The organism is Nonomuraea fastidiosa, assembly GCF_042751225.1.
GTDB classification, from domain to species: Bacteria; Actinomycetota; Actinomycetes; order Streptosporangiales; family Streptosporangiaceae; genus Nonomuraea; species Nonomuraea fastidiosa.
In genome coordinates this window covers 8963109-8977995 of the sequence record NZ_CP170570.1, presented here as the reverse complement: position 1 = coordinate 8977995, position 14887 = coordinate 8963109, and the positions used below count along the sequence as shown (strand labels likewise).

Annotated in this window: 11 protein-coding genes; all 11 read left to right on the top strand. The window is 69.2% G+C overall.

Annotation, left to right across the window (positions count from 1 at the left end):
* Positions 1 to 14 precede the first annotated feature (14 nt).
* Positions 15 to 587 carry a TetR/AcrR family transcriptional regulator gene (locus tag ACFMQL_RS41365; protein ID WP_364065671.1) on the top strand — a complete coding sequence of 191 codons (573 nt, stop codon included), beginning with the start codon at positions 15 to 17 and terminating at the stop codon, positions 585 to 587.
* A gap of 181 nt (positions 588 to 768) precedes the next feature.
* Positions 769 to 1788: a LacI family DNA-binding transcriptional regulator gene (locus tag ACFMQL_RS41360; RefSeq protein WP_364065669.1), complete on the top strand. Its 1020-nt coding sequence runs from the start codon at positions 769 to 771 to the stop codon at positions 1786 to 1788.
* Between the two features lie 1134 nt (positions 1789 to 2922).
* A complete protein-coding gene (locus ACFMQL_RS41355; RefSeq protein ID WP_378790101.1) occupies positions 2923 to 3552 on the top strand; it encodes a YesL family protein in 630 nt (209 codons plus the stop codon).
* The gene (locus ACFMQL_RS41350; protein WP_378790100.1) at positions 3549 to 5108 is read left to right on the top strand and encodes an extracellular solute-binding protein; all 1560 of its coding nucleotides are present in this window, start codon (positions 3549 to 3551) and stop codon (positions 5106 to 5108) included. The genes ACFMQL_RS41355 and ACFMQL_RS41350 overlap by 4 nt, the downstream gene beginning before the upstream one ends.
* Positions 5109 to 5158: 50 nt before the next feature.
* On the top strand, positions 5159 to 6121 hold the full coding sequence (locus ACFMQL_RS41345) for an ABC transporter permease subunit (protein ID WP_364065664.1): 963 nt from the start codon (positions 5159 to 5161) through the stop codon (positions 6119 to 6121).
* A 9-nt stretch (positions 6122 to 6130) separates the two neighbouring features.
* On the top strand, positions 6131 to 7006 hold the full coding sequence (locus ACFMQL_RS41340; protein ID WP_364065661.1) for a carbohydrate ABC transporter permease: 876 nt from the start codon (positions 6131 to 6133) through the stop codon (positions 7004 to 7006).
* A 27-nt stretch (positions 7007 to 7033) separates the two neighbouring features.
* A complete protein-coding gene (locus ACFMQL_RS41335) occupies positions 7034 to 9610 on the top strand; it encodes a Tat pathway signal sequence domain protein (RefSeq protein WP_364065658.1) in 2577 nt (858 codons plus the stop codon).
* A gap of 109 nt (positions 9611 to 9719) precedes the next feature.
* Positions 9720 to 11321 carry an ABC-F family ATP-binding cassette domain-containing protein gene (locus ACFMQL_RS41330; RefSeq protein WP_364065655.1) on the top strand — a complete coding sequence of 534 codons (1602 nt, stop codon included), beginning with the start codon at positions 9720 to 9722 and terminating at the stop codon, positions 11319 to 11321.
* Positions 11322 to 11434: 113 nt separating this feature from the next.
* Complete coding sequence (locus ACFMQL_RS41325) at positions 11435 to 11650, top strand: helix-turn-helix domain-containing protein (RefSeq protein ID WP_020547488.1); 216 nt, start codon at positions 11435 to 11437, stop codon at positions 11648 to 11650.
* A 134-nt stretch (positions 11651 to 11784) separates the two neighbouring features.
* Positions 11785 to 12600 (top strand): enoyl-CoA hydratase/isomerase family protein, encoded by an 816-nt coding sequence (locus ACFMQL_RS41320; RefSeq protein ID WP_364065652.1) that lies wholly within the window; start codon positions 11785 to 11787, stop codon positions 12598 to 12600.
* 387 nt (positions 12601 to 12987) lie between these two features.
* Complete coding sequence (locus tag ACFMQL_RS41315; RefSeq protein WP_364065649.1) at positions 12988 to 14880, top strand: ABC transporter ATP-binding protein; 1893 nt, start codon at positions 12988 to 12990, stop codon at positions 14878 to 14880.
* Positions 14881 to 14887 lie beyond the last annotated feature (7 nt).

Sequence of the window (14887 nt, the reverse complement as noted above, 5' to 3'; positions counted from 1 at the left end):
TTAGGAGCCGGAACGTGCGTGCGGACGCCAGGCGAAACCTCACCAAGATCGTCGCAGCCGCGGCGGAGGCCATCGCCGAACGCGGGGTCAACGTTCCCATGGAGGTCATCGCGCGGCGCGCGGGCGTCGGCGTCGGCACCCTCTACCGCCGCTTCCCCGACCGCAACGCGCTGATCGCGGCCATCGGCGAGCACTACGTCCACACGATGACCGAGGCGCTCGACGACGCCGCGGCCGAGAGCGACGCGTGGAGCGCCATCCGGAGCTTCGTCTCCTGGGCCGCCGAGCCGGGCCGCACCGCGCTGTCCACGGCGCTCGCCGAGCTGCCGGACGAGGTGGTCGTGGGGCGGGCCGAGTTCGCGCGGGCGCGGCAGGAGTGGGTCGAGCGGCTCGACCGGCTCGTACGCCAGGCGCAGGCCGACGGCTCCATGCGCGAGGACGTCGGCACGGACGACCTCGTCCACCTCCTCAACGTCTTCACCTGCCACCCCGACCGGCTCCCCGCGCCGGTGGCCGCCGATCCGGGGCGGTATCTGCGGTTGATGCTGGACGGCATGAGCGCCGAAGTCGCGACCTCGCTCACATAGTGCGCAGCAGGCTCTTGAGACGATTCAATAGTTTGCCGCTATGATGAGCCGAGTTCTCGGTGGACCGCGCTAAGCGGCACACCGTACGACATCGGGTCACGCCTCTCGCCGGTGCGCCGTGTCCGGCGCGCACCCAGGGCGGCGCTCCCGCACCTTCAGCAGCACGGCCTCGTGAGGATCGATGGCGACCACGAACATCAAAGAGGTCGCGCAGCTGGCGCGCGTCTCGGTCGGCACGGTGAGCAATGTGCTCAACCGTCCCGAGATCGTGTCTCCGGCCACCCGCGAACGCGTCTTCGAAGCGATCAAGAAACTGGGGTTCGTCCGCAACGAGGTGGCTCGCCACCTGCGGGCGGGCCGCAGCCGCACGGTCGGTCTCGTCGTGCTCGACGTCGCCAACCCGTTCTTCGTGGACGTGGCCACGGGCGCCGAAGCCGTCGCCGACGACCACGACACCATGGTGGTGCTCTGCAACAGCGCCGGAGACCCCGGCCGCGAGCGCCGCCACCTCGACCAGCTCGAACAGCAGCGGGTGATGGGCATCCTCATCACCCCGGTCGAGGCCGAGACCCCCTGGCTCGAGGAGCTCGTCGCCCGCGGCACCCCCGTCGTGCTGGTCGACAGCCCCGCCACGGGGTTGCAGTGCTCGGTGGCCGTGGACGACCGGCTCGGCGGCCAGATCGCCGGCGCGCACCTCATCGAACGCGGACACCGCCGCATCGTCTTCGTCGGCGGGCCGCCGAGCATCAAACAGGTGGCCGACCGGCAGGCCGGCGTGACCAGCGCCGTCGCCGCCTCAGGGGGCGCCGTCGAGCTGCTCACCGCCACCGCGCCCGCGCTCACCGTGGCCGAAGGACGGGCCATCGGCGAACGCGTCGCCGCCCTGCCGCCCGCCGAGCGGCCGACCGCCGCCTTCTGCGCGAACGACATGATGGCGCTCGGGTTTTTGCAGGCCATGGCCTCGCACGGGCTGCGGGTGCCCGCCGACATGGCCATCATCGGCTACGACGACATCGACTTCGCCGCCGCCGCGGCGGTGCCGCTGTCGTCGGTGCGGCAGCCTCGCGAGCTGCTCGGCCGTACGGCCATCGACCTGCTGCTCGAGGAGGTGAGCGACCCCGAGCAGCACCGCCACCGCCAGGTCATCTTCCAGCCCGACCTGGTCGTCCGCGACTCCAGCGCCCCATACCGCTCCTCCTGACCCGGCTTGTTCCGCTTGGGCGCTGACCCGGCTGGCTCCTGACCCGGCTTGTGTCGCTTTGAGCTGCCGGAGCGCCGTGAGCCACCGCGTGGGGCTCGCGCGCCCTCGTCCGTACCCGCTGGTCACGGCGCGGTCGGTCGCTCCGGTGCGGGCGCTACCGCACGCTCCCGGCGGCCGTGTCGTGGCCGCTCACGGCGGTGCGGGTGCTACCGCGGCGCTCATGCCTGTCGTGTCGTGTCCGGTGGCACCGGTGTGGGTGCTCTTGCCCGCTCACGCCGGTCGTGACCGGTCGGACGGCTGCGGGGTGTCCTCGCCCGGCTCCTGCCGCTGCGTCGTGGCTGGTCACAGCGGTCCGGGTGTCGCAGTGCGGGGCAGGGCGGCCGGTGCCTGGTGCCGCGCCTGAACGTTTGCGCTTTGCCGTGGTGGCGCGATACCCGCCTGGGGCCCGCCTACCTGCCCGCCTGCCTGCCCGCTCGCTCGCCCGTCGGCCTGCCCGATCGCCCGCGCGCCTGCCTGCCTGCCCGCTCGCTCGCCCGCGGCCCGCTCGCTCGCCCGCGGCCCGCTCGCTCGCCCGCGGCCCGCTCGCTCGCCCGCGGCCCGCTCGCTCGCCCGCGGCCCGCTCGCTCGCCCGCGGCCCGCTCGCTCGCCCGCGGCCCGCTCGCTCGCCCGCGGCCCGCTCGCTCGCCCGCGGCCCGCTCGCTCGCCCGCGGCCCGCTCGCTCGCCCGCCGGCCTGCCCGATCGCCCGCGCGCCTGACTGTGCGCAGGTCTGCCTGCGCGGCCGGATGCGCCGTCCCACCCCCAAGCCGGGTGTGCCGTTTGGGGTGGTCTGGTGTTTCTTGAGGGAAAAGTCGCTGGATGCGTGGCCTGTCCGGGGGTCTTCCCTGTACGTTGCTGGTGAGCCTCTCGGAACCAACGATTTGGTCTCGGGGGCCCGGCCGGAAGGGGGTTCTCGCTGGTCGGGCGGCCGGGGCGAGGCCGGGCGGCGAAATCTCCGTCGTCCGCATCATTGACTTTGAGTCGATTCAACACTACTTTCGCACCAACCGCCGTTCACTACCTTGTAACTGGGCAGGAACCACGGTGCAACACTCCACCCCCGCATTCGTGCACGTGCCACGAGAAGGTGGTGCCGGATGAATCATCCCGCCATGTCGATCAGGATCCAAGCTGCCTGCTCAGAGGTCATCTGGGTGGTTCAGCTCAACCTGATGTGGCTCGTCTTCACCCTCGCGGGAGGCGTGATACTCGGGCTCGGGCCCGCCACTGTGGCCGCGTACACGCTGGCCCGGCGGCACGCCAGGAATGAATCGTTTCAGGCGTGGGGCGAATTCTGGACCGTCTACCGGCGGGAGTTCGTCCGCGGCTCGCTGCTCGTCCTGCCGCCGGTGGTGCTCGGCACCGTACTGGTCGGCAACTACCTGTACTTCTCCGTGCTCGGCCAGGACGCGGGCGGGCTGCGGATCGCGACGTTCGTGGCGCTGCTGGCGCTGGCGGCCGTCGGGTCCTACATCGGCCCGCTCTACACGCACTACGAGCTGCCGCTGTGGGCGTACATCCCGAAGGCGTCGCTGCTCGCGCTGACCCGGCCGGCCTCCACCGTGCTGCTGATGTTCACGCTCTGGGCGATCGTCTACGCGACGTCGGAGATGCCCGTCCTGGCGCCACTGGTCAGCATCGGTGCGTGGATCTCTGTCAACACCTGGCTCTGCCTGCGCTTCTTTGAGGAGAACGAGGCGCGCCTGCATTCGGAAGGAAACCCATGAGCGCATCCCGTAGTCGCTTCCTCGCCGGAGCGTTAGCGCTGACAACCGCCCTGGTGGCCTCCGCGTGCTCCGGCACCGGCGCCGGCGGCGACTCAGGCCAGGCGGACGACAACACGATCACGTTCATGACGCAGCTGTTCGGCACCGCGCCCGACCCTCAGGGCGAGCTGCACCAGGCGATCGAGAAGTTCCTCGGCAAGAAGATCAAGGTCACCTGGGTGCCGAACGCCGAGTACCAGGAGAAGGTCAACGTCACCCTGGCCTCGGACAACATCCCCGACGTCATGGTGGTGGACCCGAAGTCGCCCGCGTTCGGCAAGGCGGCCGAGGCCGGGGCGTTCTGGGACCTCACCGACAAGATCAAGAAGTACCCGAATCTCGTCGGTGACGAACAGGTCCTGCTGAACTCCTCGATCAACGGCAAGATCTACGGCATCTACCGGATCAGGCCGCAGCTCCGCTCGGCCATCCAGATCCGGAAGGACTGGCTGAAGAAGGTCGGCCTGGAGCCGCCGAAGACGACCGACGACCTCTACAAGATCGCCAAGGCGTTCACCGAGGACGACCCGGACGGCAACGGCAAGGACGACACCTACGGCCTCATCATCCCGAAGTGGCCGGGCACGGTGTTCGCCGCCTCCAGCCCGTTCAACGCGATCGACGTGTGGTTCGGCGCGCCGAACAACTGGGGCGTCCGCGACGGCAAGATGGTGCCGGAGTTCGACACGCCCGAGTTCTTCGAGGCGCAGCGCTACATCAAGAAGATGATCGACGAGGGCCTGGTCAACCCCGACTGGAACACCCTCGACACCGCCAAGTGGAACGACCCGTTCGTCCAGGGCAAGGGCGGCATCATCATCGACGTCGACGTGCGCACCACGCAGCTGCTCGACCTGTTCAGGGAGCAGGACCCGAAGAACTACGGCGACAAGGTTCTGACGGTCGGCAACCTGGCCAGGCCCGACGGCAAGAAGTTCTCGCTGCCGTTCACCGGTTACAAGGACGTGCTCGCCATCTCCAAGCAGCGCATCCACACCGAGGAGCAGCTGGACGACCTGCTGGCCACGCTCAACAAGCTGGCAAGCAAGGAAGGCCAGGTGCTGCTGGCCAACGGCATCGAGGGCCGCAACTTCAAGGTCGAGGACGGCGTGGCCGTGCTCATCAACCAGGACGACCCGAAGGTCAAGCAGCTCCAGGACGACGTCGACAAGGCGTTCATCCAGCTCGGCACGCGGGCCAGCACCGGTACGGGCGGCGTCGCGTACGAGCGGGTGCCTCCGGAGGAGCCGTACCGCAAGGACCTGGAGGAGCGCAAGAAGCGGGTCGAGGAGGACCTGAAGACGGCCGTGTGGGACGTCAGCGCTCCGGTGGTCTCGCCGACGGCGGTGGCCAAGGGCGCGACGCTCAACCCGATCGTCACCGACGCGCGGGTCAAGTACCTCGCGGGTCAGATCACGGAAGAGCAGCTGAAGGCCGAGATCAAGCGCTGGTATGACAGCAGCAGCAGGCAGATCGCCCAAGAGATCCAGGACCTGGTCTCCAAGCTCGGCCAGTGACGCAAGCAGGGAGGGGCCCGTCCGGGCCCCTCCCATGGAAAGGAGGCCGAGTGGCCACCGACCTGGCGACGCCACCGGTCAAGACGGTCACGTCGCACGGGCGCAAGCCCGGTAAGGCCCGCAATCTGTGGCGCTTCCGATGGCTGTACCTCATGCTCGTTCCCGGGCTGGTGTACTTCATCGTCTTCAAGTACGTGCCCATGCGCGGCCTGCAGATCGCCTTCCAGGACTTCGTGCCGTTCCTGGGCTACAACGGCAGCGAGTGGGTGGGCTTCAAGCACTTCGTGGACCTGTTCACGGGGCCCGACTTCGGCCGGCTGATGTACAACACGCTGGTCCTGGCGCTGCTGAACATCATCTTCGTCTTCCCCGCGCCGATCATCGTCGCGCTGATGCTGAACGAGCTGCGGATCAACATACTCAAGCGCTCGGTCCAGTCGCTGATCTACATCCCGCACTTCCTGTCGTGGACGATCGTCGCGTCGCTGACGTACATCCTGTTCTCGGTCGACTACGGCGTGCTGGCCGGGTGGATCCACGACATCGTCGGCGGGCCCAAGGTCGACTACGTGGCGCAGCCCGAGTGGTTCAGGCCGGTCATCGTCCTGCAGACGCTGTGGAAGACCACCGGGTGGTCCACGATCATCTACCTGGCGGCACTGGCGGGCGTGAACCACGACCTGTACGAGGCGGCGCGGATGGACGGCGCCGGCCGCTGGCGCCAGCTCTGGCACGTCACGCTGCCCGCGATCCGCCCGACGATCGTCGTCATGGCCATCCTCATGTCCGGCAACCTGCTCGACATGAGCTTCGAGCAGATCTGGCTCATGACCAACAGCCTCAACCGCGCCACCGCCGACGTCTTCGACACCTTCGTCTACTACGTGGGCATCAACCAGGGCGCGTTCAGCTACGCCACGGCCGTCGGCCTGTTCAAGGGCGTGGCGGGAGTCCTGCTGATCTTCGGTTCCAACTGGCTGGCCAAGCGCCTCGGCCAGCGGGGTCTGTTCTAGGAGCGCCGCATGTCCGTCAACCAGTACCGCTCCGTGGGCAGCCGGATCTTCGACACGATCAACATCATCGTGCTGATCGGGCTGGGCCTGATCACGCTTCTGCCGCTGCTGTACGTCCTCGCGGGCTCGTTCGCCTCGGAGTCGGAGATCGCCTCGCGGTCGTTCTTCCTGTGGCCGCACAAGTTCGTCACCAGCACCTACGAGTACATCTTCGCCACCGATGTGTTCATCAGGGCGCTGCTGACCACGGTCGGGGTGACGGCCGTCGGCACGGTCATCCAGCTCATGCTGACGCTGACCATGGCGTACCCGCTGGCCAAGCGCTACCTGCCGGGCCGGACGCTGGCGCTCAACATGGTCATCTTCACGGTGGTGTTCAGCGGCGGGATCATCCCGACGTACCTGGTGGTGCGCGACCTGGGGCTGCTCAACAGCTACTGGGCGCTGATCCTGCCGCTCGCGATCAACCCGTTCTACCTGCTCATCGTCAAGAGCTTCTTCCAGGAACTGCCCGAGGCGCTGGAGGAGGCGGCCCGCATCGACGGCTGCACGGAGATGGGCGTCTTCTTCAAGATCGTGCTGCCGCTGTCGAAGCCGATCATCGCGACGTTCTCGCTGTTCTACGCCGTGGGCATCTGGAACGACTACATGTCGCCGCTGCTCTACATCGACGACAGCAGCAAGTGGACGCTCCAGGTGCTGGTGCGCCAGCTCACCGGCGCGGACGCGCAGAACGCGCTGTCGGCCCTGGAGACGGTGTTCTTCCCGACGCAGGGGCTGAAGTTCGCCGTCGTGGTCATCGCCACGCTGCCGATCCTGTGCTTCTACCCGTTCCTGCAGAAGCACTTCGTCAAGGGCGTCCTCATCGGGTCGGTCAAGGAATAACGCGAACACATCGTGAAGGAGAGGTACATGGCCGAGCTGCGCTGGCTGGATCGGCCCGCCGAGCAGGGGACGACCTGGGGCGTGCCGTGGCCGCGCGGCGCGGTCGAGCGCGGCACGCCGTTCGCGCTGGCCGACGCCGAAGGACGGCAGGTGCCGGTGCAGAGCTGGGTGACCGCGACCTGGCCGGACGGCTCGGTCAAGTGGTCGGCGCACGCGATCGGGGCGGGACCGCACGCGGAGGCGTACCGGCTGGAGCCGGGACGCGAACCGGCCGCCACGCAGACGCCCGTCACGGTCGCCCGCGAGCGCGGCGAGCTGGTGGTGAGCACCGGCGTCATCACCTGGCACATCGGCGGCGGCACGCTGGCCAAGTCGGTCCGGCGCGCGGGCCGTGAGATCGCCAGGGACGTGCGCCTGGTCAGCCTGCGCCAGCGCGAGCCCGCACCCGACGAGGGCGGGCACGTGGTGCGCGAGCGGGCGGCCGGCGTCGTCGAGAGCGTCGCCGTGGAGCAGGAGGGCCCGGTGCGCGCGGTGGTGCGGCTGGAGGGCAGGCACGGCGACTGGCTGCCGTTCACCGTGCGCCTGTACTTCTACGCCGGGGCCGAGCACGTACGGGTGATGCACACCTTCATCTGGGACGGCGACCCCGAGCACGACTTCCTCGCCGGGCTGGGGCTGCGCGCCGACGTGGTCATGCGCGACGAGCCGCACGACCGGCACATCCGCCTGGCCGGGGAGACCGGCTTCCTCACCGAGGCGGTACGCGGGCTCACCGGCCTGCGCATCGACCCCGGCGAATCGCCCCGCCGCAACCAGATCGAGGGCCGCCCCGCGGGACCGCTCGCCGAAGGGGTGGCCTCCCGGCTCCACCTCATCCCCACCTGGAGCGACTACACGCTCGACCAGACCTCGGCCGACGGCTACACGCTGCGCAAGCGCACCAAGGACGGCCACGCCTGGGTGACGATCCCGTCGGGCACCCGCTCGGCCGGATACGGCTACGTCGGCGGGACGAGCGGCGGCCTCGGCTTCGGGCTGCGCGACTTCTGGCGCCTGCACCCCACCCGCCTCGACATCAGGAACGCCGCCACCGGCCTCGCCACCGCCACCGTCTGGCTCTGGTCGCCCTCGGCCCCGGCCATGGACCTGCGCTTCTACCACGACGGCATGGGCCAGGACACCTTCGCCGAGCAGCTCGAAGGGCTGGAGATCACCTACGAGGACTACGAGCCGGGATACGGGGACCCGCGGGGCATCGCGCGTACGCACGAGCTGAGCCTGCGCTTCCACGAGACCACGCCGAGCGCGCAGGAGCTGGCCGGGCACGCCGCCGCGATGAACGAGCCGGGCCTGCTGGTCGCGAGCCCCGAGCGGGTGCATGAGGCGGGTGTGTTCGGCGTCTGGTCGCTGCCCGACCGCTCGACCCCGGCCCGCGCCGACATCGAGGACCGGCTGGACTTCCTGTTCGACCACTACGTACGGGAACGCGAGCAGCGCCGCTGGTACGGCTTCTGGGACTACGGCGACGTCATGCACACCTACGACGGCGACCGGCACACCTGGCGCTACGACGTGGGCGGCTACGCCTGGGACAACTCCGAGCTCTCGCCCGACCTGTGGCTCTGGCTGCAGTATCTGCGCACCGGCAGGGCCGACGTCTTCCGCTTCGCCGAGGCCATGACCCGCCACACCGGCGAGGTGGACGTCTACCACCTGGGCCGGTGGAAGGGACTGGGCAGCCGGCACAACGTGCAGCACTGGGGGTGCAGCTGCAAGCAGGTGCGCATCTCCAACGCCGCCTACCGGCGCTTCTACTACTACCTGACCGCCGACGAGCGCACCGGCGACCTGATGGACGAGCTGAGCGCGCCCGAGGAGACGTTCCTCGCCATCGACCCGCTGCGCAAGGTGCGCGACGACGTCTACACGCCCGACCCGTCGGCGCTGTCGGTCGGGCTCGGCACCGACTGGGGTGCGCTGGCCGCCGCCTGGCTCACCCGCTGGGAGCGGCACGGCGACGAGCGGGCCCGCGACCGGCTGCTCGGCACGATGGCCGACATCGCCGCGATGCCGCGCCGCTTCCTGACCGGCGAGGGCCGGCTCGACCTGGAGACCGGCCGCTTCGACACCTCACGCGACCGGATCTCCGTCTCGCACCTGTCGTCGCTGTTCGGGCTGCCGGAGATCTGCGCCGAGCTGATCGGGCTCGGCCTGGACGTGCCCGGCTTCGAGGAGGCCTGGCTGGAGTACTGCCGCCTCTACCTGGCCACGCCCGAGCAGCAGAAGGCCGAGGTGGGCGTGGCGCTGAGCGGGATCTCGCTGATCCAGGCGCACAGCAGGCTCACCGCGTACGCGGCGGCGCGCACCGGCGACGCCGGGCTCGCGGCCTGGGCCTGGCACAAGTTCTTCACCGGCGAGGGCGACCAGCTCAACCGCAACCCGCTGCAGGAGCAGGACGAGTGGGAGCTCACCACGGTGGACGGCCCCGAAGTGCCGCACGCGGTGCGCGAGGCGGCCTACGTCAGCACCAACAGCGCGGCGCAGTACGGCCTTGCGGCCATTCACAATCTGGCCCTGATAGGGGAGCACCTGCCGGAGAAATAGCGAAGGTGGAGCCCCTGCTCGGGGCTCTACACTGATCGGTATGCATGCTCCCGATTGACCGGCGTTCCACGCCCAATCCTCGTTTCCTAGCTCGGGAGTGTCCGGTCACATGATCATTGCCAATGATATCGAGCTGCGCGCGGGCGCGCGCCTGCTCATCGAAAAAGCCTCGTTCCGCGTCAACCCGGGTGACAAGATCGGTCTCGTCGGCCGCAACGGCGCCGGTAAGACCACGCTCACCAAGGTGCTGGCGGGCGAGGCCCTGCCCGCGGCCGGCACGGTCACCCGCGCCGGCAGCGTGGGATATCTCCCTCAGGACCCGCGCACCGGCGACCTTCAGGTGCTGGCGCGCGACCGCATTCTGTCGGCGCGCGGGCTCGACGAGGTCTTCCGCGAGCTGCGCGAGGCGGAGCTGGCCATGTCCTCCGCCGACGACCGCACCCGGGAGAAGGCCGTGCGCCGTTACGGCCGGCTCGAAGATCAAATGCACGTGCTGGGCGGTTATGCGGCCGAGTCGGAGGCGGCCTCCATCGCCTCCAGCCTCGGTCTGCCCGACCGGGTGCTCGGCCAGCCGCTGCAAACGCTTTCCGGCGGCCAGCGCCGCCGGGTGGAATTGGCGCGAATTCTTTTCAGCGGGGCTGAAACTCTCCTTCTTGACGAGCCGACAAACCACCTAGATGCCGACTCAATCGGGTGGCTTCGTGATTTTTTGCGCAGCCATCAAGGCGGCTTGGTGATCATCAGCCACGACGTCGGGCTTCTTGAAGCGACGGTCAACAAGGTCCTGCACCTCGACGCCAACCGGGCCACGATCGATCACTACAACGTCGGCTGGAAGGCGTACCTCGCCCAGCGCGAGACCGACGAGAAGCGCAGGAAGCGCGAGCGCGCCAACGCCGAGAAACAAGCCGGAGCGCTGCTCGCGCAGGCCGACAAGATGCGCGCCAAGGCCACCAAGGCCAAGGCCGCCCAGGACATGATGCGCCGCGCGCACCGCCTGCTCGCCGGCACCGAGGAGGAGCGCAAGAGTGACAAGGTGGCGCGGCTGCGCTTCCCCGATCCGCAGCCGTGCGGGCGCACTCCGCTGATGGCGCGCGGGCTGTCGAAGTCGTACGGGTCGCTGGAGGTCTTCACCGACGTCGATGTGGCCATCGACCGAGGTCACAGGGTCGTCATCCTCGGTCTGAACGGCGCCGGCAAGACCACGCTGCTGCGCCTGCTGGCCGGTCTGGAAAAGCCCGACACCGGCGAGATCGTGGCGGGACACGGGCTCAAGATCGGTTATTACGCCCAGGAACACGAGACTCTTGACGCCGACCGTACGCTATTGGAGAACATGCGATCGGCCGGCGGCGGCGACTTCACCGACACCGAGTTGCGCAAGGTGCTCGGCTCGTTCCTGTTCACCGGAGACGACGTCGACAAGCCCGCGGGAGTCTTGTCCGGTGGCGAGAAGACCCGTCTCGCACTTGCGATCTTGGTGCTCTCCAGCGCTAATGTTCTTCTTCTCGACGAGCCTACGAACAACCTTGATCCTGTCAGCCGAGAGCAGGTTCTCAATGCTCTGAGGTCGTATTCAGGAGCTATCGTCCTAGTGACGCACGACGAGGGTGCCGTTGACGCCCTGTCACCGGATAGGGTGATCTTGCTACCGGACGGAACTGAAGACGCATGGAGCGACGAATTTTCCGATCTTGTGGCACTCGCCTGATCTTAATTTGAGTGGGTACGGATCTTTTCCCGTGGAGTAGGTAGCCGATCCCGCTGAAATGACTGATCATGGCGGAGTAACGCTGCGGAAGTCCGGCACTACAGGAGGTACTCGTGGCCGAGACACTGAAGAAGGGCACCCGGGTCACCGGGGCCGACCGGGAAAAACTGGCCGGCGATCTCAAGAAGCGCTACGCCGCGGGTGAGAGCATCCGCGCCCTGGCCGCTTCGACCGGTCGGTCCTACGGGTTCATCCACCGCATCCTGAGCGAGTCCGGTGTGACTCTGCGCGGGCGCGGCGGTGCGACCCGGGGCAAGTCCAAGCGCTGACCGGCGTCTCGGAACGTGCGACCGCAGCCGCTCGTCCCAGCAGGCCGGCGTCGCGCCCGAGCCAGAACCATATTCTGTAGGCTCGGGCGCGACGGTCAGCACTCCTGACATTCCGGAAGCGGAGGGAGCGGGCGATGGCGGAAGCGCAGGCGCAACAGCGCGGGGGGATCGCGGACGACGGCTTCGCCGAGGCGGAGAGCGGAGTCCGCTACGAGGTGGACGGTGAGATAGCGACGATCACGCTGGCCCGGCCGGAAAAGCGCAACGCGCAGACGTTCGCGACATGGTCGGCCCTGGCTCGCATCGGCGAGAGCCTGCCCGAGCAGGTCCGCGTCGTCGTCGTGAAAGGTGAGGGACCGTCCTTCTCGGCAGGTATCGACCTGCGAATGTTCACATCTGAGGGGGTGCCAGGACAGGGCTCCTTCAGTACGGCGGCCAAGATCGGCGACGCCGGCTTCGAGCAGCGCATCAGACAGGCCCAAGCGGGGTTCCTGTGGCTGCGCCGCCCGGAGATCGTCTCCATCGCGGCGGTTCAGGGGCACGCGATCGGCGCGGGGTTCCAGCTCGCGCTCTCCTGCGACCTCCGCATCGTGGCCGAGGATGTCGCGTTCTGCATGAAAGAGCCCGCACTGGGCCTGGTGCCCGACCTGACCGGGACGAAGCCCCTGGTCGAGCTGGTCGGCCTGGCCAAGGCCATCGACATCTGCCTGACCGCCAGGACCGTGCACGCCGACGAGGCCATGCGCATCGGCCTCGCGGAGCAAGTGGTCGCCCGTGGCGACCTGGAGCAAGCGGTAAGTGACAAGGTCGCTGCGCTGCTGTCCGTCAACAGGGACGCGGCCGTGGCGACCAAGCGGCTCCTCCAGGGGGCGCGGCAACGCACCTTGGAGGAGCAGAGTGTGGCCGAGGGCATCGAACAGGCCGCACGGATCAAGGCGCTCTTCGGCTGATCCGGCTCGGGGGCCGGGCGAGGTCGTGATCCGATCGGGGCGGATCGTGACCCGAGGGTGTTCCGGCTGATTCGGGGATCAGTGGCGGCTGAGCCGGAGATCAGGAGCCGTCCCGCTGACGTGCGCCGCTCGGCGGGACGGCGGCGCCGCGGCGCGCTCTGAGGCATCGTGACGCGCGTTGAGCGGCGGGGGTGCCCCATGGGTCCAGGCGGGCCCTCACAGGCTCTCAGCGGCGCGTTCAGCGGCGATCAGCACCGGTTCAGGGTGACGCGTCCGGGTTTGGGGCTGCCCGTGCCGGGGTTTGAGGCGTGGGTTTCGCGGTGAGCTGATCGGGGAATCTCCCCGCGCCGCCCGAGCGCTGTCTCCGGCGGAGGAAGGGAATGCCGGATGGCGATGATGGGCGGCGGCTTCGGGCCGCACGTATGGGCGTCACTGCGACGCGACGGTTCGGTCCTGCAGCAGCGGCTGCGACCCGGCACCGTGCGGCGCATCGCGCGCTACGCCCGCCCCTACACCCGGCAGATCATCGCGTTCCTGCTGCTCGTGGTGGCCGGCGCGGTGATCGTGGTGGCCAACCCGCTGCTGATGAAGGCCATCATCGACGACGGCATCCTGCTCAAGCGCACCGGCGTGGTGATCGGCCTCGCCGTGGCGATCGCCGCGCTCGCGCTGGTCGACGCCGGGCTGACGCTGGTGCAGCGGTGGTTCTCCGCCCGCATCGGCGAGGGCCTCATCTACGACCTGCGCACCGAGGTGTTCGACCACGTCCAGCGCATGCCGGTGGCGTTCTTCATGCGCGCGCAGACCGGCGCGCTGGTCAGCCGGCTCAACACCGACGTGATCGGCGCTCAGCGGGCGCTCACCAGCACGTTGTCGTCGGTCGTCTCCAACGTCGTCAGCCTGGTCCTGGTGCTCGGCGCGATGCTGGCGCTGTCGTGGCAGGTGACGCTGGTCGCCCTGGTGCTGCTGCCGATCTTCATCGTGCCCGCGAAATACGTCGGCCGCCGCATGTCGGCGCTGACCCGCGAGCAGATGCAGCTCGACGCCGAGATGAGCTCGGTCACCACCGAGCGCTTCAACGTCGCGGGCGCGATGGTCGCCAAGCTCTACGGCCGCCCCGAGGACGACGCCGCCATGTTCGGCGCCCGCGCCGCGCGGGTGCGCGACGTCGGCGTGACCGTCGCGATGTACGGCACCGTCTTCCGCGTCGCGCTCGGCCTCATCGCCGCCCTGGCCACGGCCATGGTCTACGGCATCGGCGGCGTACTGTCCGTCTCGGGCGCGTTCGAGCTCGGCACCCTCGTCGCGCTGGCCGCGCTGCTCATGCGCCTGTACGGCCCGCTCACCTCGCTGTCCAACGTCCACGTCGACGTGATGACCGCGCTGGTCAGCTTCGACCGCGTCTTCGAGATCCTCGACCTGAAGCCCATGGTGGCCGAGCGGCCCGGCGCGGTGCCGGTGCCGGAAGGGCCGGTCACGATCGAGTTCGACGACGTGCACTTCCGCTACCCGGCCGCTGAGGAGGTCTCGCTGGCCTCGCTGGAGTCGGTGGCCAGGCAGGACACCGGTCCTTCGCACCCGGTGCTCAAGGGCGTGTCGTTCACCGCCGAGCCGGGCAGGCTCGTCGCGCTCGTCGGCCCGAGCGGCGCCGGCAAGACCACGATCACATCGCTGGTGTCCCGGCTCTACGACGTCGACCAGGGCGCGGTGCGCATCAACGGCCTCGACGTGCGCGACGCCACGCTGGCCTCCCTGCGCGACACCGTGGGCGTGGTCATGCAGGACCCTCACCTCTTCCACGACACGATCGCGGCCAACCTCCGCTACGCCAGGCCGGGGGCGAGCGAAGAGGAGATGTGGGAGGCGCTGCGGGCGGCGCAGATCGCCGACCTGGTCGCCGGCCTGCCCGAAGGGCTGGAGACCGTGGTGGGCGATCGCGGCTACCGGCTGTCGGGCGGCGAGAAGCAGCGGCTCGCGCTGGCCAGGCTGCTGCTCAAGGCGCCACGGGTGGTCGTGCTCGACGAGGCCACCGCCCACCTCGACTCCGAGTCGGAGGCGGCGGTGCAGGTGGCGCTCAAGACCGCCCTGGAGGGCCGCACCTCGCTGGTGATCGCGCACCGGCTCTCCACGATCAGGGAGGCCGACGAGATCCTCGTCGTCCAGGACGGCCGCATCGCCGAGCGGGGGCGGCACGAGGAGCTGCTGGCCCGCGGCGGGCTGTACGCCGAGCTGTACCGCACGCAGTTCAGCTCGTCGGACGGCAGCCCGGCCACCACCTGACCCGGGC

Coding starts and splice junctions, on each gene's coding strand:
- ACFMQL_RS41360 (WP_364065669.1), top strand. CDS start 769: ATGGCGACCACGAACATCAAAGAGGTCGCGCAGCTGGCGCGCGTCTCG.
- ACFMQL_RS41355 (WP_378790101.1), top strand. CDS start 2,923: ATGAATCATCCCGCCATGTCGATCAGGATCCAAGCTGCCTGCTCAGAG.
- ACFMQL_RS41350 (WP_378790100.1), top strand. CDS start 3,549: ATGAGCGCATCCCGTAGTCGCTTCCTCGCCGGAGCGTTAGCGCTGACA.
- ACFMQL_RS41340 (WP_364065661.1), top strand. CDS start 6,131: ATGTCCGTCAACCAGTACCGCTCCGTGGGCAGCCGGATCTTCGACACG.
- ACFMQL_RS41335 (WP_364065658.1), top strand. CDS start 7,034: ATGGCCGAGCTGCGCTGGCTGGATCGGCCCGCCGAGCAGGGGACGACC.
- ACFMQL_RS41330 (WP_364065655.1), top strand. CDS start 9,720: ATGATCATTGCCAATGATATCGAGCTGCGCGCGGGCGCGCGCCTGCTC.
- ACFMQL_RS41320 (WP_364065652.1), top strand. CDS start 11,785: ATGGCGGAAGCGCAGGCGCAACAGCGCGGGGGGATCGCGGACGACGGC.
- ACFMQL_RS41315 (WP_364065649.1), top strand. CDS start 12,988: ATGGCGATGATGGGCGGCGGCTTCGGGCCGCACGTATGGGCGTCACTG.